Here is a 23,621-nt window from a genome sequence, read left to right as displayed (position 1 = left end):
TTTTTCCTCCTCACACTCTTGAAAGATCTGGTTTAGACGACTTGATATTCTTCAAAAAATCCTGTGCATACGCTTTCATCGGCTCTTTATCAAATTGTTCAAAATAAGTCATTCCCATTTTAATTGGATCACCAAAGAAGTAGTATTCATAGTGCGTTTGTCTGCTTCCGAAAGCACTCATCGTTATATCCCACGCTAAACGGAAAAGCTTAACCCGGTCATAACCTTGAAGATTTTTGGCCTGTAAAGCTCGATCTAGCAGTGGACCGATTTCTTCATGGTGAAAATCTGCTTCTGATGGAATACCCATCAATCCAGAAGCACCTAAAATACGTAGAATTTCTGTAATTCTAGGGTAGACTCTCGGATACCAATTTCTTGCGGCATTCAATGCTTCAAAGTCTGGGGTCATCGTTCCCCATTTATCTAGTTTTGCGTTATGTTCAGCCTTGTATAGATGGGATTTCATATTTTCGAGAATCAACATAACTTCCGTTCCTTTATCCATCACATGTTGGAACTTATCAATACCGATAGCATCCATGACACTCAAGATAACCCCGAGTACGAATTCCGTTTTAACAATGTTCTTAGCGACTACCTGGTGGGACATATGCACAACAGCGTTCGTTTCTAAGAAAGTCCGATTACAGATAGATGAGTTTCCGCATACAAATACTTTCTCCCAAGGTACGAAAACGTTATCAAAATAAACGATGGAGTCTCCTTCTTCGAATCGGCTGCTCATTGGGTGATCCCATTCGTTTTTACCGTAGTCAAACGATTCACGGCTGATATATTTCAACCCAGGTGTGTTGTTTGGTACGACGAATGCTAGAGAGTACGGGTCATCCAGCTCGCCTGCTTTTTTCACGGTTGAAGGAAAAACTAGAATTTCATCTGTGATGCCACCCTGCGTAGCCAGGAGTCGAGCACCATCCACGATAATTCCGTCGGATCGTTCCTCTACCAAATGCAAAGCAACGTTTGCATCTTTTTGCTCATGCTGTGCTTTTTGTCGGTTTACTTGAGGATGGATTAACGTATGCGTTAAACTAACATCATTTTCTCGAGCATAGTCATAGTAGTTTTTCGCATTTTCAGCGAACATTGGATCAGCTTCTGCAAACAAGTTATTTGCTACACCCATTGCCATGACTTCGGCGTTCAAATAATCTGGGGTACGTCCCATCATACCACCGGAAATTCTCGCCCACTCTTGGATAGCTTCTCTTCTGTTGATCAAGTCTTCAACCGTCTCTGGTCGGTGAAAAGTCATCCCCACCTTATCCCCAGTTTGAGGGGAAGTGTAAAGCATTTTATCTGGCTTTTCATATTGTCGATCATATAACTTAGACATGGATTGAATCACGTTTTTAAACGCAGGATGGCTGGTTGGATCTTCTACTCTTTCTCCATGAATGTAAATGTTGTTTTTCGCTTTTTTCAATCGTTCAATGTACTCAGCACCTGTTTTTGCTGGCATAAAATATTCCTCCTTATAAAATTAATTTTTACCGAATTGTGGAATTCTGTGTTCTCCAATAGCTACGTGAATGACTTGCATTTCGGTATAGAATTCAAAAGCGTAGTAACCGCCTTCACGGCCAATTCCACTATGCTTAGAACCACCAAACGGTGTGCGCAGATCCCGAACATTCTGTGAATTGATCCAGAGCATACCGGCATCTACCGCTTGTGATACCCGATGGCCCCGTTGGATGTCTTTCGTCCAAACATAACCAGCCAATCCGTAACGGACATCATTTGCCTTTTCAATAACTTCCTCTTCCTCTTTGAAAGTCATAACTGTAAGTACTGGACCAAAAACCTCTTCCTGAACTACTCTCATGGAATTATCAGCGTTCAATAGAATCGTAGGCGGAATATAATTACCTTGACTGTGCTCTTCAGGAACATTTCCTTGAAAGACTTCGCATCCTTCCTGTTCCGCTAGTTCGATGTACCCTTTAACGTTTTTATAATGATTGGTATGGATCAACGGTCCGACTTCGGTTTTTTCATCCAATGGATCGCCTACTTTGATATTGCTTATCCTTTCTTTTAATGCTTTGACAAAATCTTCAGCAATATCTTCATGGACATATAATCTTGAATTCGCCGTACACCGTTCTCCGTTGAAAGAGAATATCCCCCATGTACAGGCATCCAAAGCCCTGTCTAAATCCGCATCATCGAATATGATAATCGGCGATTTTCCCCCAAGCTCCATGGAAAAACGTTTCAGTGAATCCGCTCCATTTTTCATGATCTCTGAGCCTGTAGTCGTTTCCCCAGTAAAGGAAATGAGCTCGACATCCTCATGAGCTACCAGGGAAGCTCCGGCGGTCTCTCCGTAGCCGTGGACAACATTGAAAACGCCATCCGGTAGATCGACTTCTTCGTCAATGATTTCCGCCAGTTTGTTCGCCGTTAGTGGCGACCATTCCGCTGGCTTAAGGATCACCGTATTTCCGGTTGCTAGTGCGGGCGCTATTTTCCAAGTTTCTAGCATGAAAGGTGCATTCCATGGAGTGATCAAACCAGCAATACCAACTGGTTTGCGAATGGTATAGTTTAAAAATTCATCGTCAACCTGATAGGCATCTCCGTACATTTGACTGGAAACCATTTCCGCATAAAAGCGGAAATTCTTAGAAGCACGACTTACCATTTTTTTCGTCAGGAAGATTGGCAATCCAGTGTCATAAGATTCCAGGTGAGCCAGCTCTTCTACGTGGCGATCAATGGAATCGGCAATCTTATATATATAATCCAATCGTTGTTGTTGCGGTAAGCCTCCCCATTCCCCTTTAAATGCTTTTCTAGCTGCCTTAGCTGCCTTATCAATATCGGTTCTTGCACCAGAAGCAACTGAGTTAATTCTTGCATTGGTGAACGGTTCGATATTGTCAAATTGTTCATTTGATTCAGCAACTATGAACTTTCCATCAATATATAATTTGACATCTTTCACTTTTTCTTGGAGTTCTTGACGTACTTTATGTACGACATTGACATTACTCATATTTCTTCCTCCTTCTAAAAATGTTTCGGAAACAACATTGTTAAGCTGACAATGTTGTAACCCCTTTCAATAAAGTTTGTAAAAATTCAATTAACTCTGTATATTTAAAGTATCACACGCATTAGTATATTAAAAATATCTATAATATCTATTTACTATATATTTTAGATATATGTTAGAAAGGTGGAAATCACGTTGGATCTCAAGCAGTTACGCTACTTTCGTACTGTAGCCGAGGAAAAACAAGTAACCAAAGCGGCAGAAAAACTACATATGTCTCAACCACCCTTAAGTCAACAAATTAAGTTAATGGAAGAAGAATTACAGATGAAATTATTTGATCGACAAGGTCGAAAGCTGGAATTGACGAAAGCTGGAGAGATTCTTTATAAAAAAGCTGGAGATATAATAGCTTTATTTGAAGAATCTATGACTGAAGTTCAAGAAACCAGTGAAGGGGTTCAAGGAAAGATAAACATAGGGACCAACAAAACATGTTTTTCCTTTGTGAGTTCCGTTTTCGGCCAGTTTACACTTGATTATCCTAATATTACTTATCAGCTTCGTGAAGGCGATACCTATTTCCTTGAAGAAGCGATTCGAAACAGAGAGATTGAGTTAGGTGTAGTACGTTTACCTTTACAATCCGAAAATTTTGATATTTTTCCGTTACCTTCCGAACCATATGTCCTTGTGGTCCCGGATTCATGGGAACTCGATCATAGCGGCGAATATGTAGAGTTTGATATCTTAACAGACATACCTTTAATGCTGCTTCACCGACTTAAAGGGGAAGGCCAATTTGAGCTCATCTTGGATGAGATCCAAGCGCATGGGATAGAACCTCGCATTGTTTGTGAATGTCCAGAACCAACAATGCTCCTTTCTTTAGTTTCAAGCGGGATGGGAGCCACCATTGTGCCCGCGTCTACTCTGCATGCTTTTAGTTTCAGTAACCTGAAGAGTTATCAATTTGCTGATATTAACATCAAAGCTGAGTCTGTGTTGATCTGGCATAAAGGTCGCTATCTATCAAAAGCTTCTGAACGGTTTATTCAGAGAATAAAAGACCAATTCAATGAAAATCTAAATGTAACACCCATTCCTGACATAAAAGAACCGCAAGCTTCCGAATAGAAGCTTGCGGTTCTTTTATTATTGCTCTGCGACGTTTTCTTGTTGCCAATCCTTTTCCAGGATTTCTTCCTGAGACTTTGTTTTGAGACTTACCGTTATAAAGACTAGTGTTGATAAAGAAAGGGAATATACCAAAGGATCGATATGCGTCCAAGGATAAGGAAGCAGATAGTCTTTTCCGAATAGTGCTTGTGAAAGACCGAATGCTGTAGACTGGGAGCTTTTTAAAAATAAGAATCCTAAGACACTTGTCAAAAAGCCGACAATAATGCTGGCTTCAGCCCCTCTTTTGGTAGCCTTTTTCCAAAACATAGCCCCTACGAGAGAAGGCAAAAATCCTGCAGCACAAATCCCAAACCAGAACGCGGTTGCCTGGGCAATAACTCCACCAGGAAGAAGATAAGCCAACAGAACGGCAAGTATCACCCCGATAATCACCCCTAATTTCGCTGGATTTATTTTATTCCATAGGGGTCCCTTAAATCCTAATGTGCCCAAAATATCCTCACTGAATGCTGCTGCTTGCACATGGATTAACGAGCTTACCGTAGAGATTGTTGCAGAAATCAAACTTAATGTGAATAGATAGACAAACCAATCTGGCATTAATGAATTAATCAACTTAGGTATCACTATGTCGGTATTTCCCCCTGCAGCTTCAATAGCCAGTTGTCCGGTTGTTTCCATGAAATAAACATTACTTAATGGTCCAATCATATAAGCAGAACCTGCCATAAAAAATATGAAAATACCGCCTACTATTACGGAACGATATAAGGACTTATCACTATTTACGGTCATCGAACGCATGACCAGCTGGGGCTGTGCTAGAACGCCAATACCTACTCCTAAGATCAGTGAACTCACGAGTGTCCACCATATGGTAGATCCCACATCAGGCATACTCATCCAACCATTATGTCCATCGCCAACCATTCCCTCAGGTACCATAGTGGATAATGCTCTTAACGCGTTATGACCATCCACTACACCACCCACCGCGTAATAGGTGATAGCAAGGAAAATCGCCATGCCGACCAACATAATAATTGCCCCGAAGGCATCTGTATACATGACTGCTTTGATTCCCCCGGTAATGACATAAACAGCTACTATTAAAGCAATTAACAATAAAGCAATATTGTAATTAAGAGAGAGCGTTTCTTGAATGAATCTCCCTCCTCCGATTAGTACTATGCTAGTGTAAGCCGGCATAAAGATGAATATCATAACACCCGAAAAAGTGGTTATAAAATTAGAATCATAGTATTTTCCAAGAAAAGTAGAAAAAGTGGTAGCATTCATTTTTTTTGACATTCTTCTTATCCGTTTTCCAAAAATAGCAAATGCTACAAATATACCTAAAACTATGTTCAGGAATGCCAACCATAGTAATCCCATCCCATAAACGGAAGCAACTCCTCCGAAACCAACCATTGCGGAAGTACTAATGAATGTAGCTCCATAGGAAAGGGCCATAATAATTGGGTTGGTATCTCTTCCTCCTATTAGATAATCTTCCTGGGTGACGGTTTTTTTATAACCATAATAAGCCAGTGCTGACATGACACCGATGTAGATAAGCAGGAGGGGAATCAAAATCGTCAAATTCATTCTTCCTCGCCCCCTCTATTCCACATCAATGCACCGTAAACTATACAAAAAATAGGGGCTATGATGGTTCCGAACCAAACGAATCCAACCCAAAAGTCTTCAAACCCTATCATTCTATTCCTCCTTTTTTGTTTACGCTTACATTTCTGTTGTGACAATAATTGAAAATAAACAATTATAATGGTTAATTTTTGTTTATAACTACAAATTTTATTTCAGACATTTCTTCGTAAGAATATTTCACACCTTCCTTACCTGTACCGCTTTCCTTGACCCCGCCATAAGGCATATTATCGACCCGGAAAGTTGGAAAATCATTGATGATTACCCCACCAACTTCCAGCTGATCCGCACTTTCTAAAGCTGCAGAAATAGATTCGGTATAGATCCCAGCTTGCAGGCCGTATTTAGAATCATTCACTTTTTCAATCCCTTCTTCTAAGGATGAGACTTTATCAATAATTACAATTGGAGCAAATACTTCCTGACAAGATACTTTCATATGAGAATTTACATCTGTCAGGACTGTAGGTTTCAGCATGTTGCCTTCTCTTTCTCCACCAGTTGCTATGTTAGCGCCTTCATGTACTGCTTCATTGATCCAAATTAAGGCACGATCGACTTCAGATGGAGAAATTAAGGAAGACACGTCAGTGGTTTCATCCAGAGGATCTCCAAGTTTAAGCTTTTTAGTTTCTTTCACAAATGCTTGTAAGAATTCTTCATAAAGATCTTCATGAACATAAATACGTTGTAAGGAAATACAGACTTGACCTTGGAACGTGAAGGCACCTGTGACACATCTAGAAATAATAGAATGGATATCCGTGCTTTTATCCACTATCAGTGCAGCATTAGAACCTAATTCTAGTGTTACTTTTTTCAAGTCTGCTTTATTTTTAATTTCCTTTCCGACCTCTGGACTGCCGGTAAAAGTAATCATATTTATACGCTCATCTTCTACAAGGGCATTCCCTACTACGCTACCTCTGCCTGTAACCACATTAAGTGCTCCTTTAGGAAGGCCTACTCTTTCTAACAATTCTGCTAGGAAAAAGGAAGATAATGGGGTTTGAGATGCCGGCTTTAGTACTATGGTATTTCCTGCAGCGATGGCCGGACCAACTTTATGTGCGACTAGATTCATCGGAAAGTTAAAAGGGGTAATAGCTCCGACTACACCAACGGGTTCGTACTTGGTATAACCGATTCTATTTTTCCCACCCGGAGAAGCATCCATGGATACCATCTCTCCATGATTACGTTTAGCCTCTTCTGCAGCAAATTTATAGGTTTGTATTGTTCGTTCTACCTCCCCTTTCGCAGTAGAAATAGGCTTGGCTGCTTCCAAAGCAATAATTTCTGCTGCTCTTTCCTTTTCTTCCTTTAAAAGCACAACAAGTTCTTCTAAAATTTCAGCACGTTCATATGCAGATAAGGATTTCATCTTGCTTTTGGCCGTATATGCTGCTTCAATTGCTCCATTGACTTCTTCTAAAGAAGCAACTGGTATTTCGGCAATCAACTCTTCACTAAACGGGGAAATAAGGTCTGTATAGTCGTGTCCTTCTGTCCACTGTCCATTGATAAAAAGCTTTTCTTTTTTGATTGAATCGGTAGTTGTCAAAATAGTAACCTCCTCATTTTATAGCAAACGCTTTCAAGTAATAGTCTAAAATGTGTTATCCATGGAGCTTGATCATTGCCTAATATGGATATACCGTCTATTTGAACCTTTCGTGTATATTGTTCCATTTATAGGTCCTTTGTTGAAACTCTATCAGTTCAAGTGATAATGCTAAGTAATGGTTATTGGAATAATCATTTAAGTGAGAAGTCATAACAGAAAAAACATCTTCACAAGTTTCTTCTTTTTCTTTTTCACTTCGTCCTTTTCCTATTTTTACAATGGCATGTAGAAATGCATCGTCTTCTTTCCCATCCGCAATACTGTAATAATTGGTTTCATATGCTCTAACCCTGATTCCGCCGGTCGGATATGTTTCATTTTTTTTGGCCAATACTTGGATAATTTTTTCCACTAATAGTTGAATGTTGGTATGAGATGAAAGGTTGTCTGTATATTCTAAAATGACGTGTGGCATGACTCTCTCCCCCTTAGGCAATAATCGTATTCGTAAGTTTTCCGAGACCTTCAATTTCTGTAACTACTTCATCCCCTACCTTCGTGTCGATTGTCCCTTTTGGAGTACCTGTCAGAATAATGTCTCCAGGGCTCAACGTCATAAAGCCACTCAAATACTCAATTAAAGAAGGAATATCAAAAATCATATCTTTCGTCGATCCCTCTTGAACAATTTCACCATTAACGTAGGTGCGCAGAGAGAGGTCCATCGGGTCGGCAATATCTTCTACGTCAACCAACCAGGGCCCTAATGGGGTGCTGTCATCTCTGTTTTTAACCCGTAAGTTAGGTCGGTAATAGTTCTCCAAATAATCTCTAAATGCATAATCATTAGCAATGGTATACCCTGATACATATTCCAACGCATTTTCTTTGGAAACTTTCTCTGCTTGTTTTCCAATCACTACAGCTAATTCACATTCATAATGCATATTTCTGACATCCGCCGGTCTGCGGGTAAAACCACGATGACCGATGAAGGTGTTAGGTCCTTTTAAAAAAACTAGTGGCTCTTCAGGTGCTTCGAAAGATAACTCACTAGCATGATCAAAATAATTAAGCCCTAATGCAAAGCAGGTTTGGGGCTCAATGGGTGGAAGCCAAACAACTTCTTCTTCACCCACCGCCTTTCCATTTTCCAATTCAATCCCATTTTTTGTCGATTTAGCGAAATGAATATCTCCTTGATAAGCTATACGTGCTGTTTTCATGTATAAATTCCTCCCCATTCTATCTATTATTGGATAGTATTTTCTAATACACCGATGTTTTCCACTTCGATACGTACTTTATCGTTTTTGGTTGCAATGGGAGGGTTCTCTGACACTCCTACCATTAATATATCACCTTTATTTAATGTCATGAATTCAGTTACATCTTGAAGCAATTCTTCCACAGATCTAACTAAGTTCTTTGTGGTGTTTTGTTGTTTAAGATCGTTGTTAATGAAAACTTTAGTTTCAATATCATTTATATTGTCTATAGCGTCTTTCTCCATCACCCATGGGCCAACAGGACAAAATCCGTTTCGTGCTTTTTCTTTGATAGCTGGCCGAAAAACGCTTGAATGGGGAATGCTTATATCGTTAATAATCGTATATCCCTCTATATAATCCTCCGCATTTTCTTGTGTGATTTGAGTGGCTTTTTTACTGATCACAATCCCAATACTTGCGCCAACCGCTAATTCGTCGGTATCTTCAGGTATTGGAATAATCCCTTTATGGCCTACCAAGGTGTTCCTTGGTTTAATATAAAGAACAGGGGCTTTTGGGGGTGATTTATAAGGATCGTTATGAAGGGCACTTCCCATGTCCTCTAGACTTCCACGATAGTTTAATAGAGTACCGTAAATCGTCCCAGTGATCGGTGGGTTCCAAAAACCTTCTATATCATTGTGATCATCTGATGTGGCTTTGAAGTTAGAAGATGGAAGTTCAATTCTTGACTCTTGTATTGCTCCTCCAAAAACAGCTTTAGCATATGGCATAAAATACACTCCTCTTAAGTTTTTCTTTTTTTATATTTTCAGAAGTATCTGATATTAAACTAACACCCACACATTCATATTTAAAATATCTATAATATACGTTTATCATATTAAAAAAATATACAACTGCAGTACCCACAGTTAAACCTATTGTTTGTGGAGTCTAATTGCTTTGTTTTTAAGCCAATCTAAAGTAGAAGAAGAATATAAACGATTGCGAAGGAATGGAAAGGAAAAAGCAAAAAAGTACTCTTGTTTGGAGAGACTTCAATCCAAAAGAATCCCCCCAACTTCCTAACAATTACGCTATTTGAGAGCTCCTCCTTCTGGCTATTACTTAAATAAACACTTTCAATATACTTATCTTAGTTAATTGAAAGGTCTAAAAAAGCATAAAAAGAGTGGGAGCAACTACTCCCACTCTTTTTACATTTTATAAACTTTAGATTTTTTCAGAGTCCCTATAGGCGCTATTCGTGTGATCGTACCGTTAATTTTAAAAAAACTTGACATCCGATAGAGAATGCATTGTTAGCCACCTTTCAATTTCAATTGAAATCTACCTAAACCATTAATTAAATGAAAATAACCATGTGAAATTAATATTTTCCTCTGTCCGTTGAGTTCGAATCTTGAAGGTCAATTCCTACTCCAAATAATACCCAGTCCTTATTTTTAAAACTGTATAATTACCATCCTTATCTAGTGGTTATTTTTTACATTATAATTTCAATTTTACAAATTTACGTTTACCTACCTGAACAATTAATCCGTCAGTGATTGCAAGGTGTAAATATGGGTCTTCTACCTTATTTCCATTTACTTTAACGCCATTATTTTTAATCATTTTTCTCGCTTCACTTTTAGAATTTAAAATTTGCAAATCAACCAACAGCTCAACGATTGATACTTCCTTATTTCCTTCCCACTCTATTACTGGAATATCATCAGGCATAGAACCTGTTTGGAAGACCGAAACAAAATGATGTTCTGCTTGCTCTGCCGCTTCAATGCCATGGTACATTCTAACAATTGTCTTACCAAGCAGCATTTTAGCATCTCTTGGATGCAATACACCGGATTTTAGATCCTCTTTTACTTTTTGTATTTGTTCTGGAGTAAAATCTGTTACCAATTCGAAGTATTTAATCATTAATTCATCTGGAACAGACATAGTTTTCCCAAACATTTCTTGTGGACTCTCATAAATACCAATATAGTTTTTCTTGGACTTAGACATCTTTTCAACACCATCAAGCCCCTCTAATAGTGGCATTAACAATGCTACTTGTTTTTCTTTCCCGAATCTCTCTTGAAAATGCCTTCCCATTAAAATATTGAAATGCTGGTCTGTTCCACCCAGCTCTATATCGCATTCTAACATGACAGAATCATAACCTTGCATTAAAGGGTAAAAGAATTCGTGTAAGGAAATAGCTTTGCCCATAGCCATACGCTCTTCATAGTCATCTCGTTCTAATAGACGTGCTACCGTTATTTTTCCTGCAAGCTGGATAACATCTTCAAAATTTAATTGAGATAACCATTTGGAATTATAATGAAGCTCTACCTTTTCCATATCAATTACCTTTCCAAATTGTTCGAAGTATGTTTCCGCATTATGCTTTACTTCTTCATCCGTTAATTGTTTCCTTGCCACTGATTTACCTGTTGGATCACCGATTTTTCCCGTGAAGTCTCCTATAATGAGTTGGATTATGTGACCATTCTCCTGAAACTGCCTCATCTTGTTTAGAACAACTGTATGCCCAAGGTGTACATCTGGAGCAGAAGGATCTAGACCCAATTTTATCTTAAGTGGTTTATTCTCTATGATAGATTTTGCCACCTTGTTTTCTAACTCTTCAGTTGGAATAATTTCTTGAACTCCCTGGCTATAGATTTTCATTTGTCTCTTTACTTCTTTTAGTTGTTCCTCGCTTAATTGTTCTAGAAAATTACTCATTCCTCTTCCTCCTAAATTTAAATATAAAAAAACCACATCCCTAAGAAAAAGGGACGTGGTTAACTTTTTCACGCGGTACCACCCTAATTGAAGGATCATTTAATCCTCCCACTCTATGATTAACGGTTCGTCCGTTCTTTGCTACATTTTAATGCACAAAGAAAGCTCAAGGAATGTAATTCGTATTACCTTTGCGTCGATTCACACCACCCATCGACTCTCTGAATACAGTGAGATAACTACTACTGTCTTTCCTGTCCTCGCTTTTTAACTATTAAATTGTTTAAAAATCATTCTCTATAATTACCTTTCTTAGTAACTTCGAAATGTTTCTTTGTTCATCTAAAGTTAATGTTGAAACAATATCTACTTCACTCTTATGAAAATGCGGATATAACTTCTCCATTACTTTTTTTCCTTTATCTGTTATCTTTACGTAAGTAATCCGTCTATCTCTGTTATCCCTTTTTCGAAAACAAAGCTCTCTTCGTTCCATTGTTTTTGTAATATTGCTTATAGTAGCTTTTGTAACTCCTGCTGATTTTGCTAACTTTTTTGTTTCTATCGATTTCCAGATCCACAAATCATAAAGCAATGAAAAGGATGTCCACGATAACCCAAACTCTGATAAAACTTCACGTTCCATTTTATTTCTTAGTCCTTGCGCAACTTTATAAATATTCGTAACAACTGAAATAGCATCTAAGTCAAGTGAATCCAAAGGAAGTTTAGCTAAGAGATTGATCGTATCCTTCTCATCAGGTAATAACTCCCCATCCTCATTAAATGAATGAATAACAACAAACCTCCCTTTTAATTTTCATAATCGTTAGCTATGAAACGATATTACCAAAAAAAATATACCTTTGCAATATTCAAGCGCATTATAGTAATTCCCATTTTTTCTCTCTTTTACTATTCTTTCTTGTTACATACCCTAAAATTTCAAACTCACAAATAATACGAGCATGATAAATAATATCCATTTTACACAATTACTCTTCATAGAGGATCCGTATCCTCGTCCATAAGCAACTCCAAAGGCTTTATTTGAAATGACTTTTTCCAAAAGCCAAAGATCGCAGGGATAAATATCCACTACATGCAGTATCCTCTAGAGTTTTTGTTAAATTTTGTAGCACTTTTTAAAAAACCGGTCAAAATCCAGTCAAATTGTTCTCAAACCCTATGTTGAAAGGGTTTTGGGCGCTATCACATCATGCCGCCCATTCACTTGCTTAGCTATATATACCATAACAGATCTTGTAGAACCTTATTATACCAAGGTTTTCCTTAGTAACTAAATTAATTAAACACAATAAGTTTTAATACTTTATGGACAGTATCCAGTAATTATCCAGTCACCAAAACTTCTCCTATATTTCAGACTAGAAGAAAAGAATCTTTAATTCCTACTTGTCGGAAGATGACTTTTGAAGCGACGAACGAGGAACGCTACAATCGACAAGGCGAAGAAAGTTAATTCAATGCTTTAGGACTCACAATCATTTACCCGGTTCAATAAAAGCTCCTTTTCAGCTTCCGTAAACGGACCATCAATGACTTTCGGTTTTTCTCCAGGTATTGGATAGGAAAGCCGTATTCCGCTTGAGCTAGGCTGCAGCCCAGCCCTATCGAGCAAAACACCAGCTCTCTCAATTCTTCATGGTACTTTTGCATGGCACTATAAAGTTCCTCACTCGGCATAACCTTCTCTTCTGAATCTGTTGTAGCCTTGACAATGATCATAAATCTCATATGTGTTTACCTCCTTTATTTTTTGAAGCTTTGTTAACCCTTGTAACATTCATTCGGGTAATTCCGCTTCTATATATACGACGAACTAACCTTTACTGAATCGACAATAATTTAATTTTTTTGGTCTCCCTAACACTTTCTTGGGCGGGAAGCAAAATTCCTTTCAATTAATAAAAATGTGAGAATCACACAATCGAATTGGTTGAAGCCAACACAGCAACTCTCTAGTGTCCGTGAAATACAAGGTGGATGTATATATTTATTGCATACGCAAAAGACGTATCTTTGGGAGGTAACAGGAGAGCTTGGGTTACTTTTAACTTGGGAGTGGCTATCAACATAATAATAAAGAACGGTTTAAAACTCTTAAATACTGAAGTTTATGGAAATAGTGATGCAATGAAGCTGGAGTACGAGGTTATGAAATAATAACTAAAGTGGACGAAATGTCATTACTATAAAGACGTACCTGCTTTATGATGCAAGTATGCCTGATAGGATTTTAAAAGCAAAGATAATAAAAACTTCGCTTTCAATTATCCTTTCACGTTAAAAAAAGCGATCCTTCGTATTAGCCAATATTTCCCTAAAATGGAACAAAGGGTGTAATTCAATTTTCTTTAATTACACCCTTTAACAGAATAAACTATGTTTTTTAAAATATTTTTAAAACCAAGTCTCACAGTAACTTACTGACACACTGTAAATAATCTTTATTCAAGTGTAAGAACAAATTCTTCGACATCTTCACCACGTGCGTTAGAAAAACCACTATCTTCGCCAGAGATTCTAAAACCACATTTATCCAGAACCTTGAGTGACCTAATGTTGTCTTTGGCAACACGAGCATAAAGTGGACGGATGGTAACGTGTTTTAAAAATTCCCTTAAGGCACTGGTAGCGATTCCTTTGCCCCAATATTCTTTTCCTATCCAGTAGCTAACCCCTGGTACGCCGAACTGTTCAAAACATAGAATATTTCCAGCAACCTTATTTTGAACAGTGATCGTTTGCTTGATGATGTCTTTATCCGTCAGAATTTTATTCCAGTGGGTTAAGAAGCTGTTCCAATCCCCCGGGTCCTTACTTGTAAATGCCGCCATGTGATTTGCATCCCGATCCTGTTGGTGTTTAAAAAAAACCGGAAGATCATCTTCAATTACGTTTCGAAGCATTATATAGCTCACCAAAATTCCCCCTTTGTAGTTTACTGGCTAAGGTTGCAAAACTGCGGAATAATCCTAAAGTGAAAAAAGCGGTTAAAGAAAAAGGATACCGATAATCAAACAGGAAATTGAAAAGAGAAAAAACAGATCAAAGTAAGGCGATCGCAGGTTGTTGCGGTTGTCTTTTTTGTGGGGAATATTAACGTTGTTAAAGCTGCTATATAAGGGGTACAACCAGCAAAACGCGGAAAACGTACGCTAAGCATAATATAAAAAATCTTAGAGATTACAAAAAAGAGACGATAGGCTAAATTATTCCCAGGCTAACGACGAGACACCATGGGGAAATATCTCTTCATTTAGGGGTAGAGAAAGTTTTAGTAAGTGTCTCACATGCAAAACATTCTTTCAATCCTAGGCAGCTGGGGACACAAAAAAAGAAAGCCCCTCGTTCGTTCTTCTTCCGTAAACATCTCCAAATTATTAATCATAGTGAAAACATCCTTCCGGCTCATATTTATGAATAAAAAAAGCCTCTCAAAAGTTTATGAACTCATGAGAGGCCAGTAGATTTAGTAAACGATTTTTAAAACCAGTCAAAATCCAGTCAAATTGTTCTCAAACCCTATGTTGAAAGGGTTTTGGGGGCTATCACATCATGCCGCCCATTCCACCCATGCCGCCCATGTCAGGCATACCGCCGCCAGAACCTTCTTCTTCAGGAAGGTCTGCAACTACTGCTTCAGTAGTTAGGAACATAGCCGCTACGGACGCTGCGTTTTGAAGTGCGGAACGAGTAACTTTGGTTGGGTCTACGATACCCTGTTCTACCATGTTCACCCATTCGCCTGTGGCTGCATTGAAGCCAACGCCTACAGCTTCGCCTTTCAAGCGCTCAACAATGATGGATCCTTCTTGTCCAGCATTGTGTACGATTTGACGTACTGGCTCTTCAAGGGCGCGTAGAACGATGCTTGCACCTGTTGCTTCATCGTCAACAAGGCCAAGGCCTTCTACAGACTTGATAATGTTTACAAGGGCTGTACCGCCGCCTGCTACGATGCCTTCTTCTACTGCTGCTCGAGTAGAGTTCAGGGCGTCTTCAATGCGTAGTTTACGCTCTTTCAGCTCTGTTTCAGTTGCAGCACCGACTTTAATAACGGCAACCCCGCCTGAAAGCTTAGCTAAGCGCTCTTGTAGTTTTTCTTTGTCGAATTCAGAAGTTGTTTCTTCTGCTTGTGCACGGATTTGAGAAACGCGTGATGCGATTTGCTCTGGGTTTCCGGCACCTTCAACGATTGTTGTGTGTTCTTTTGTAATGACGGCTTTAGAAGCGCGTCCTAATTGATCAAGTGTGGTATTCTTCAGATCAAGACCAAGGTCTTCTGTAATGACTTGACCGCCTGTTAAGGCTGCAATATCTTCTAGCATTGCTTTACGACGATCGCCAAAGCCTGGTGCTTTAACGGATACGGCGTTGAATGTTCCACGAAGTTTGTTTACAACGAGTGTCGCTAACGCTTCGCCTTCTACGTCTTCAGAGATCAATAGAAGTGGCTTGGACTGTTGTACAACCTGCTCAAGCACAGGCAGAACTTCCTGGATGTTGTTGATTTTCTTATCTGTAATTAGAATGTATGGGTCTTCAAGTACGGCTTCCATCTTATCCTGGTCAGTGACCATGTACGGGGAAGCGTATCCGCGGTCGAACTGCATACCTTCTACAACTTCAAGCTCTGTGTTGAAGCCTTTAGATTCTTCAATTGTAATAACACCATCGTTACCTACACGCTCCATTGCTTCAGCAATCAACTGACCTACTTCATCGTCAGAAGCTGAAATGGAAGCTACTTGAGAAATAGACTCGCGGCCTTCAATTGGCTTAGAGATTTTGCGCAGTTCTTCCGTTGCGACTTGTGTAGCTTTTTCAATTCCGCGGCGAATGCCTACTGGGTTCGCTCCGGAAGTTACGTTTTTAAGTCCTTCACGGATCATAGACTGTGCAAGAACAGTTGCAGTGGTTGTACCGTCACCAGCAACGTCGTTAGTTTTAGAAGCTACTTCGGACACAAGCTGTGCACCCATGTTTTCGAAGTGGTCTTCGAGTTCGATTTCTTTCGCGATTGTTACCCCGTCGTTCGTAATCAGCGGGGAACCAAATTTCTTATCAAGAACAACGTTACGTCCTTTTGGTCCTAATGTTACTTTAACGGCATCAGCCAATGTATCTACACCACGCAGCATGGCACGGCGTGCGTCTTCACTAAACTTCAGTTCTTTAGCCATAATAAAATGCCCTCCTTATCAAAATTCGTATCGATAGAATTGATTGTGCTTAAGGTCTTACTGAACGACTGCTAAAATATCGCTCTCGCGAATAATTAAGTATTCGTTGCCTTCGTACTTCACTTCAGTACCAGCAAACTTAGAGTAAATGACATGGTCGCCAGCACTTACTTCAAGTGCTACCTTTTCTCCATTGTCTGTTACACGGCCTGTACCAACCGCGATCACTTTACCTTCCTGCGGCTTCTCTTTGGCAGAGTCCGGAAGTACGATTCCGCTTGCCGTCGTTTGTTCTTCCTCTACTAATTCAATAACAATACGATCACCTAATGGCTTTAACAATTAGGACACCCTCCTTAGTCAGGTTAATATTTCGATTCATGTCGCTTGTTAGCACTCGATACACCCGAGTGCTAACACAATTCTTATAATAATCAATTCACTTTTGATTTTCAAGTAGAAACTATCATTTTTTTATCAACTTTTTTCTACAATTACCGCAGCCTTTATAAGCCTTTATTCTTAGGGGTTGTTTTTAAATTATGATAAAATACATAAAGTATGGAAACACCCTGCTTTTCCAATTAAAAAGGAGTTATGCCACATGCCAAAACGATATTGGTGGATCATTATCACATATATTATTGCTCAGCTGTCTTCCTTTATTGGACTGCCGTTGATGCTTATGGTTGGACTCGGTGAGTCTGATGCAATTGCGGTATGGTCCATTATCAGCTTCACCATTGCCACGATTGTTATATTGCGTCTGTTAAAACCTGATATGACCGATCCTCAGCTGCGCGGCGAGCGCTCAAGTTCCGGGAAGATTGTCCTCTGGTCAATTCTAGGTGTGTTCATGGCGTTATTTGCACAGGGAATTGCCGCTACAATCGAAACGAAGGTTTTTGGTATACCTGCTGGATCTGAGAATACAATGGATTTAATGAGTATCGCTAGAGAATCACCACTGTTCATTCTATTACCCGTTGTGTTCGCACCCATAACCGAAGAAATTATTTTTCGTAAAGTGATTTTCGGGCAGGTTTATAAGCGTACGAACTTCCTGCTTGCCGTTCTCTTGTCTTCTGTCATCTTCGGTGCGTTTCACTTTGACTTCCTTCATATGCTGGTGTATTTCTCTATGGGTGTTGTGTTTGCCTTCCTATATGTAAAAACGAAGAGCATCATTACACCGATCATAGCTCATATGGCGATGAACTCAATGGTTGTCATTACCCAGCTGTTCTATACTGAGGAAGATATCCGCCGCATGCAGGAAGAGCTGCAGACGATCTTATTAGGAGGGTTGTTCTAGTATGAGAGCCTCTCCGCTTACCATGGCGGCTATTTACTTTTTTATGGGAGTTGCCTTTACGTATATCGCGGCGCGTCCGACTTCTGATACGATCTGGGATTTTCCGACGCTGTTCCCCGCTGTGATTGCGACATTTAACTTTGCGGTGACGATTCGCTTAATCAACATTCACCTAAAGATTAAACAGAAGAAGAATGAGAATAAGAAATAGGGACAGGAGGTTTAGGCTATGAAAGCCATCTTACACGGACACCGTGTTCGGCTCGGCCCTGTGACAGATGAGCATCTGGAACAAATCTCATCATGGTTCAACCACTCACTTTTTCTGCGCCGCTTCGATGCCGCAGCTGCCCGTCCGCGCTCTTATGATTCGTTAAAGAAATGGCGCGATGAGGCGAATAAAAGCGACAGTGATTTTCTTTTCTCCATATGTGACGGGGAGACGTTCATTGGCTTCGTGGAGCTTGACAGCATCTTGTGGAATCAGCGTAATGGCTGGGTCAGCATTGCAATTGGGGATGCTGACCTTCAAGGAAAAGGCTACGGAAGTGAAGCGATGGAGCTGTTAATCAACTACGCCTTCCATGAGCTGAACCTTCACCGTCTGCAATTGACAGTCTTTGAGTACAATCAGCCGGCGTTATGGCTGTATGAAAAGCTCGGCTTTGCGTACGAAGGTGCTCAGCGTGAGTTTATCCTACGCGACGGGGAAGCGTACGATATGTTTATTTATGGTCTGCTTGCACGCGAGTGGCGCGAGCAGAAAGAAAAAAATGCTGAAGAAGAGCTGGAGTAGCTCCTTCAGCATTTTTTTATGCCTGCTTATCATCTTGTACGCCTTTTAACACAAAGGAGAACGGCAGCGCAATTAAGAGAACGGCGGCTGAAACGAGAAATGCTTCGTTTAACGTTTGCAATGTAGCGGACTGCATGTCCATATCAGGTGCTGTTGCCACCTGTGCGCGCCGCACTTCATAGTAAATCGAAAAAAATACGATACCAAAAGATGATGAGATTTGCCGGATGATGTTGTTCATCGCTGACCCTTGTGCGACGAGATGCTCAGGAATCGAGTTCATCCCTGAAGTTGTAGCCGGCATATTCCCCATTCCCATGCCGAGCCCCCTCACGGTATTTAGCAGCAGGATCATCCAATATGGGGTGGAGACGTGCAGCATGCCTAGTCCGATCGTAGCTGCAGCCATGATGGCGAGACCAGGCGGCACGACATAGCGCGGACCTTTTTTATCAAGTAATCGTCCGCCGATCGACATGAAGATGCCGCTGGCTGCCGCGGCCGGTAAAAACAGAAGGCCTGTCATGACTTCATTTAAACCGTAGACGACTTGAATGAGCAGCGGCAGCAAAAAGATACCGGAGAATAAACCAATTGAAGCCGCTGATGTAACTAGAATTGAGACAGAATACGTAGGCACTTTAAATACCGATAAGTTCAGAAGCGGATCGTTCTGACGATTTTCATAGAAAACAAACACCACGATGGCAGCTAAACCTGCAATGATAAGCGTTACGTTGAAAGGGTCGAGGAGCATGTCAAGCTCTCGTCCCCGGCCGAGTGCAAGCAGGACCGCCCCAATCCCGAGCGTAATCATAAGGAAGCCGGGATAATCGAACTTCTTCTCGGGGTGGGTTTCTGTTGGCTCAAGGAACCTTATTGATAAGAGAAGACCAAGGACACCAAACGGAATATTAAATGCGAACAGCCATGGCCATTCGAGAAACTGAATGATGAATCCACCGATTGTAGGTCCAATCGCCGGTGCCACCATTGCGGCAACACCATATACACCGACAGCCAATCCTCGTTCATGACGCGGAAATGAATTGAATATCAGCGCCATCGCAATCGGCATCATCATCCCGCCTGCCATCCCCTGCACAGCTCGTGACATAATAACCATGCTTAATGTCTGAGACAAGATACCGGAGATCGAACCAATGATAAACAGAGAGAGCCCGGTGATATAGACTTTCTTCTTCCCAAAGCGATCGCCTAAATAGCCGGTCAACGGCATCGTCATTCCCATGGAGACCATAAATATGGTTAAAATCCAGCCAACCGAAACGGCATTGGAATCAAATACTTCAATGAAGCGCGGAAGGATCGGGTTTAACATACTGTTATTTAAAATGACGGTGAATGTTCCGAATAAAACGGATAGAACGACCAGCCATTTGCTCGGTATTTTTTTCAAAGTACTCACCTTCATTACTCTGGACTATTGTATAACCCTTATTTTATCACTTCTATAAATTGACATCACATCGTTTGCTGCTCATCAGGCAAATACCCTACATCACCTGCAATGTCTTCTGCTTTCCAAAATCGTTTGATTGTTTCCGCCATGTCCAATGGCGGAAGTTGAAGTCTTCTTATACATTAGCCCTTTAACAAAGTTAAACATTATTAAAGTATAAAAAAGAGAACAACCTTATTCGTTGTCCTCTTCTTCGTCTAAAGGATAATGCTTTAAGAAATACACGAGCGCCTGCAGCTCGACGGCTAAATCAATGTGGTGCACACGGACGCTTGAGGGCACGGTAATACGCGCCGGGGTGAAATTCAATATGCCGGAGATCCCCGCCTTCACCAAACGGTCGGCAATTCCCTGAGCGGCGGAAGAAGGAACAGTTAAAATCGCTACAGATATTCCTTCCATATATTTCTCTAAGTCATCGATATGCTTAATCGGCACGCCGCCGACTGTCTGACCGATCCGTTCATTTCTCGCATCAAATGCCACTTCAATTTTCGTATTATTATTTTTCATAAAATTATAATTTAAAAACGCAGTTCCTAAGTTCCCGACTCCGATTAAGGCGACGCTTGTCGTTTCGTCCTGATCGAGCGTCTTCCGGAAGAACGAGAGTAAGTACTCGACGTTATATCCATAGCCTTTTTTTCCTAAGGCTCCAAAGTAAGAAAAATCGCGCCGAATCGTTGCGGAATCGACTTTGACAGCTTCACTCAGCTCTTTCGAGGAAACTCTCAGCTTGCCCTGGCTATGGAGATTGTTAATGAACCGATAGTATAATGGCAGGCGCTTTGCAGTCGCCTGTGGGATTTTTGCATTTTCTTCATCCATTGGTTTAACCTCCCCTTAACGGCTTTATCGTTTAAAGTCGCCGGATTTCCCTCCTGTTTTCTCTTCTAAATAGGTCGGTCCGATGACCATGCCTTTATCGACTGCTTTGCACATGTCGTAAACGGTTAAAGCTGTCGCAGATGCAGCGGTTAGTGCTTCCATTTCAACACCCGTACTTCCTTTCGTTTTCACTGATACAAGAATGTGCAGCACGTAGTTCTCTTCCGTCTCCCACTCAAAGTTAACGTCAATTCCTTTTAATGGAAGTGGGTGACACATTGGAATAAAGTCGGGTGTCTTCTTTGCCGCCATAATCCCAGCGATCTGGGCGACAGAAAGCACGTCCCCTTTCTCAATACTGCCGTTTGTAATTTTATGATATATGGTTTCATTTACTTCAATACTTGAATGAGCAAGCGCGGTACGTACGGAATCTTTCTTCTCGGAAATATCGACCATACGGGCCCGCCCCTGCTCATTGAAATGCGTAAATTCAGACATGCGGTGACTCCTTTGCTACACGGGTAGTTACTCAAACACTACTCTTATTTTATCAAAAAATCAAACGAAAGTGTTAAAGCGTTCACAATCTCTTAAGTACCTCTCCTTGCTAGCCTCGTCCAATGTGAGATACACTTATTTCATTGAGGTGAAACGACATGATTCTCATGCAACTAAATCAATTAACGAAACGGTTTGGCGCCGAGTTAATTTTAAAAAATATTAAACTGGATGTACAAATGAATGACCGGATTGCAATTGTGGGACGAAATGGGGCCGGTAAAAGTACGCTTCTTAAGATGATGGCGGGAGAAATGAGCCATGATGAGGGAGACATTTTTAAACCGAAAGAAGTCTCGATGGGCTACCTGGCGCAGAACACTGGACTGCAGTCAGACGATTCAATTTGGGATGAAATGAATAAAGTGTTTGCTCATCTGCAGAAGCTTGAGCGTGAACTGAGACAGATGGAAGCTGACATGGCCGACCCTGACCTGCTTGCTGATCAGGATAAATATCAGCAGCTGCTTACGAAATACGATGAGAAGCAGGATTATTTTAAGATGGCAGGCGGCTATCAATATGAAGCTGAGATCAAAGCCGTATTAAATGGACTGAACTTCCATGATTTCGATTGGAGCACGTCGATTGCGACATTAAGCGGTGGGCAAAAGACACGCCTGGCGCTTGGTAAGCTGCTGTTAACAAAACCGGACGTATTGATATTAGACGAGCCGACGAACCACCTGGATATCGATACGCTTTCATGGCTTGAAACGTATTTACAGGGTTATGAGGGTGCGGTTGTCATCGTCTCACACGACCGCTATTTCTTAGATAAGATCGTCAATACTGTCTATGAGATCGCCCACCAGGGCTCGAAGAAATACCACGGCAACTACAGTGACTATTTAAAGAAGAAAGAAGAAGATTATGAGCTTGAGCTGAAGCATTATGAAAAGCAGCAGAGCGAGATTAAGCAGATGGAAGAGTTTATTCAAAAGAATATCGTGCGGGCGACGACGAGTAAACGTGCGCAAAGCCGGCGCAAGCAGCTGGAGAAAATGGATAAGCTCGATAAACCAAAAGCCGATCAGAAGTCTGCAAGCTTCAGTTTTCAGACTGCGAAGAAAAGCGGAAATGATGTGCTGAAGATCCGTGACCTCGCGTTTCGCTACGATGAGTCGTCCGCCAATGTGTTCGAACAGCTCTCATTTGACTTACAGCGTGGCGATTCGTTTGCTTTAGTCGGACCTAACGGTGTCGGGAAAACGACGCTTTTAAAAACGATTATTGGAGACTTAAAGGCGGCCGAAGGCAATATAATGATCGGCACGAATGTTCAAATCGGTTACTACGATCAGGAGCAGACAAAGCTGAACTCAAAAAAAACCGTGCTGAACGAGTTGTGGGATGATTATCCATTGAAAAATGAAAAAGACATCCGCACGATTCTCGGAAACTTTTTATTTACAGGAGAAGATGTATTAAAGCCGGTCTCTGCGCTAAGCGGCGGCGAAAAAGCACGTCTTTCGCTCGCGAAACTGATGATGCAGGAAGCCAACCTGCTGATCCTGGATGAGCCGACGAACCATCTCGATTTAGACAGCAAGGAAGTGCTTGAATCTGCACTTGTTGATTACCCGGGGACGATTCTTTTCGTTTCACACGACCGTTATTTCATTAACAAAATCGCAACACAGATTGTTGAAATGCAGCCTGAAGAAACGCGCGTCTTCCTCGGTGACTACGACTATTATCTTCATAAGAAGCAGGAAGAACGTGAGCTAAGGGAGATCGAGGAAGCCGAGCTTGCGGAACAGGCTGCGGCCACAAAGACGCAGGAGCAGGACGTAAAAAACAGCTTCCAGCAGGATAAAGCACAAAAAAGCGAAGCACGCAGACGTAAACGCCGCATCGCAGAAATCGAGCAGGAAATTGAACAGCTTGAAGCGAAAGTCGAAGAAAATGATGCGCGCTTATGTGAGCCTGAAGTCTTCCAGGATCATGAGAAGTCGCTTGAACTTACAGAAGAAAATGAACAATTGCAGGAAAAGATGGAAGCATTGCTCGAAGAGTGGGAAAGTCTCGATTCATAACGAAAAGTT

21 protein-coding genes, 1 pseudogene and 1 other annotated feature are annotated in these 23,621 nt (G+C 40.8%); of the genes and pseudogenes, 5 read left to right on the top strand and 17 right to left on the bottom strand.

Annotated features, from left to right (window positions below; all coding sequences use genetic code 11):
• Positions 1–10 precede the first annotated feature (10 nt).
• A complete protein-coding gene (hpaB, locus tag C1A12_RS14855) occupies positions 11–1,486 on the bottom strand; it encodes a 4-hydroxyphenylacetate 3-monooxygenase, oxygenase component (RefSeq protein WP_101845015.1) in 1,476 nt (491 codons plus the stop codon).
• Positions 1,487–1,507: 21 nt separating this feature from the next.
• Positions 1,508–3,028, bottom strand: coding sequence for a 5-carboxymethyl-2-hydroxymuconate semialdehyde dehydrogenase (gene hpaE / locus C1A12_RS14850; RefSeq protein ID WP_101845014.1), 1,521 nt, complete (start codon positions 3,026–3,028; stop codon positions 1,508–1,510).
• A 195-nt stretch (positions 3,029–3,223) separates the two neighbouring features.
• Here hpaE and C1A12_RS14845 point away from each other — a divergent pair, with 195 nt between their 5' ends.
• The gene (locus tag C1A12_RS14845; RefSeq protein WP_101845012.1) at positions 3,224–4,165 is read left to right on the top strand and encodes a LysR family transcriptional regulator; all 942 of its coding nucleotides are present in this window, start codon (positions 3,224–3,226) and stop codon (positions 4,163–4,165) included.
• Positions 4,166–4,183: 18 nt separating this feature from the next.
• On the opposite strand, the gene C1A12_RS14840 is transcribed toward C1A12_RS14845, so the two are convergent.
• From C1A12_RS14840 to groES, 12 genes and pseudogenes are all read right to left on the bottom strand, one after another.
• Positions 4,184–5,779 (bottom strand): sodium:solute symporter family protein, encoded by a 1,596-nt coding sequence (locus tag C1A12_RS14840; protein WP_101845010.1) that lies wholly within the window; start codon positions 5,777–5,779, stop codon positions 4,184–4,186.
• A complete protein-coding gene (locus C1A12_RS21685) occupies positions 5,776–5,892 on the bottom strand; it encodes a symporter small accessory protein (protein ID WP_373420472.1) in 117 nt (38 codons plus the stop codon). Before C1A12_RS21685 ends, C1A12_RS14840 begins: the two co-directional genes overlap by 4 nt.
• Before the next feature lie 71 nt (positions 5,893–5,963).
• The gene (locus C1A12_RS14835) at positions 5,964–7,406 is read right to left on the bottom strand and encodes an aldehyde dehydrogenase family protein (protein ID WP_235001623.1); all 1,443 of its coding nucleotides are present in this window, start codon (positions 7,404–7,406) and stop codon (positions 5,964–5,966) included.
• A 97-nt stretch (positions 7,407–7,503) separates the two neighbouring features.
• The gene (locus tag C1A12_RS14830; RefSeq protein WP_101845008.1) at positions 7,504–7,884 is read right to left on the bottom strand and encodes a 5-carboxymethyl-2-hydroxymuconate Delta-isomerase; all 381 of its coding nucleotides are present in this window, start codon (positions 7,882–7,884) and stop codon (positions 7,504–7,506) included.
• Between the two features lie 13 nt (positions 7,885–7,897).
• Complete coding sequence (locus C1A12_RS14825) at positions 7,898–8,635, bottom strand: fumarylacetoacetate hydrolase family protein (protein ID WP_101845006.1); 738 nt, start codon at positions 8,633–8,635, stop codon at positions 7,898–7,900.
• 26 nt (positions 8,636–8,661) lie between these two features.
• Positions 8,662–9,414: a fumarylacetoacetate hydrolase family protein gene (locus tag C1A12_RS14820; RefSeq protein ID WP_101845004.1), complete on the bottom strand. Its 753-nt coding sequence runs from the start codon at positions 9,412–9,414 to the stop codon at positions 8,662–8,664.
• Positions 9,415–10,135: 721 nt separating this feature from the next.
• The gene (gene tyrS, locus C1A12_RS14815) at positions 10,136–11,380 is read right to left on the bottom strand and encodes a tyrosine--tRNA ligase (RefSeq protein ID WP_101846463.1); all 1,245 of its coding nucleotides are present in this window, start codon (positions 11,378–11,380) and stop codon (positions 10,136–10,138) included.
• Between the two features lie 46 nt (positions 11,381–11,426).
• Positions 11,427–11,650, bottom strand: a binding site (T-box leader).
• A gap of 13 nt (positions 11,651–11,663) precedes the next feature.
• Positions 11,664–12,026 (bottom strand): MarR family transcriptional regulator, encoded by a 363-nt coding sequence (locus C1A12_RS14810; protein ID WP_101846461.1) that lies wholly within the window; start codon positions 12,024–12,026, stop codon positions 11,664–11,666.
• 885 nt (positions 12,027–12,911) lie between these two features.
• A pseudogene (locus C1A12_RS14805) lies at positions 12,912–13,138 on the bottom strand (YciI family protein); the annotation flags it as partial.
• A gap of 713 nt (positions 13,139–13,851) precedes the next feature.
• Positions 13,852–14,313: a GNAT family N-acetyltransferase gene (locus C1A12_RS14795; RefSeq protein ID WP_200816617.1), complete on the bottom strand. Its 462-nt coding sequence runs from the start codon at positions 14,311–14,313 to the stop codon at positions 13,852–13,854.
• A gap of 642 nt (positions 14,314–14,955) precedes the next feature.
• Positions 14,956–16,590: a chaperonin GroEL gene (gene groL / locus C1A12_RS14790; protein WP_101844998.1), complete on the bottom strand. Its 1,635-nt coding sequence runs from the start codon at positions 16,588–16,590 to the stop codon at positions 14,956–14,958.
• Between the two features lie 57 nt (positions 16,591–16,647).
• Positions 16,648–16,932: a co-chaperone GroES gene (groES, locus tag C1A12_RS14785; RefSeq protein ID WP_101844996.1), complete on the bottom strand. Its 285-nt coding sequence runs from the start codon at positions 16,930–16,932 to the stop codon at positions 16,648–16,650.
• Between the two features lie 262 nt (positions 16,933–17,194).
• On the opposite strand from groES, the gene C1A12_RS14780 reads away from it, so the two are divergent.
• Genes C1A12_RS14780 through C1A12_RS14770 form a run of 3 tightly spaced genes read left to right on the top strand, consistent with a single transcriptional unit; the run spans position 17,195 to position 18,701 of the window.
• Positions 17,195–17,905 (top strand): CPBP family intramembrane glutamic endopeptidase, encoded by a 711-nt coding sequence (locus tag C1A12_RS14780; RefSeq protein ID WP_101844994.1) that lies wholly within the window; start codon positions 17,195–17,197, stop codon positions 17,903–17,905.
• Position 17,906: 1 nt separating this feature from the next.
• Complete coding sequence (locus C1A12_RS14775; RefSeq protein WP_101844992.1) at positions 17,907–18,116, top strand: YdiK family protein; 210 nt, start codon at positions 17,907–17,909, stop codon at positions 18,114–18,116.
• 18 nt (positions 18,117–18,134) lie between these two features.
• Complete coding sequence (locus C1A12_RS14770) at positions 18,135–18,701, top strand: GNAT family N-acetyltransferase (protein ID WP_101844990.1); 567 nt, start codon at positions 18,135–18,137, stop codon at positions 18,699–18,701.
• Between the two features lie 16 nt (positions 18,702–18,717).
• Here the strand turns inward: C1A12_RS14770 and C1A12_RS14765 are convergent, their stop codons facing one another.
• The 3 genes from C1A12_RS14765 to moaC all read right to left on the bottom strand — a co-directional run bounded on the left by C1A12_RS14765 (position 18,718) and on the right by moaC (position 21,513).
• On the bottom strand, positions 18,718–20,121 hold the full coding sequence (locus C1A12_RS14765; protein ID WP_101844988.1) for an MDR family MFS transporter: 1,404 nt from the start codon (positions 20,119–20,121) through the stop codon (positions 18,718–18,720).
• Between the two features lie 237 nt (positions 20,122–20,358).
• A complete protein-coding gene (locus C1A12_RS14760; protein WP_101844986.1) occupies positions 20,359–21,012 on the bottom strand; it encodes a redox-sensing transcriptional repressor Rex in 654 nt (217 codons plus the stop codon).
• A gap of 24 nt (positions 21,013–21,036) precedes the next feature.
• Entirely contained in the window at positions 21,037–21,513 is a 477-nt protein-coding gene (moaC, locus tag C1A12_RS14755; RefSeq protein WP_101844984.1) for a cyclic pyranopterin monophosphate synthase MoaC, read from the bottom strand.
• Positions 21,514–21,671: 158 nt separating this feature from the next.
• On the opposite strand from moaC, the gene C1A12_RS14750 reads away from it, so the two are divergent.
• Positions 21,672–23,612, top strand: a complete 1,941-nt coding sequence (locus C1A12_RS14750) for an ABC-F family ATP-binding cassette domain-containing protein (RefSeq protein WP_101844983.1) — start codon at positions 21,672–21,674, stop codon at positions 23,610–23,612.
• The last annotated feature ends 9 nt before the right edge of the window (positions 23,613–23,621 follow it).

The organism is Halobacillus sp. Marseille-P3879, from assembly GCF_900240285.1.
Taxonomy (GTDB): domain Bacteria; phylum Bacillota; class Bacilli; order Bacillales; family Halobacillaceae; genus Halobacillus_A.
This window is presented reverse-complemented; position numbering and strand designations above follow the sequence as displayed.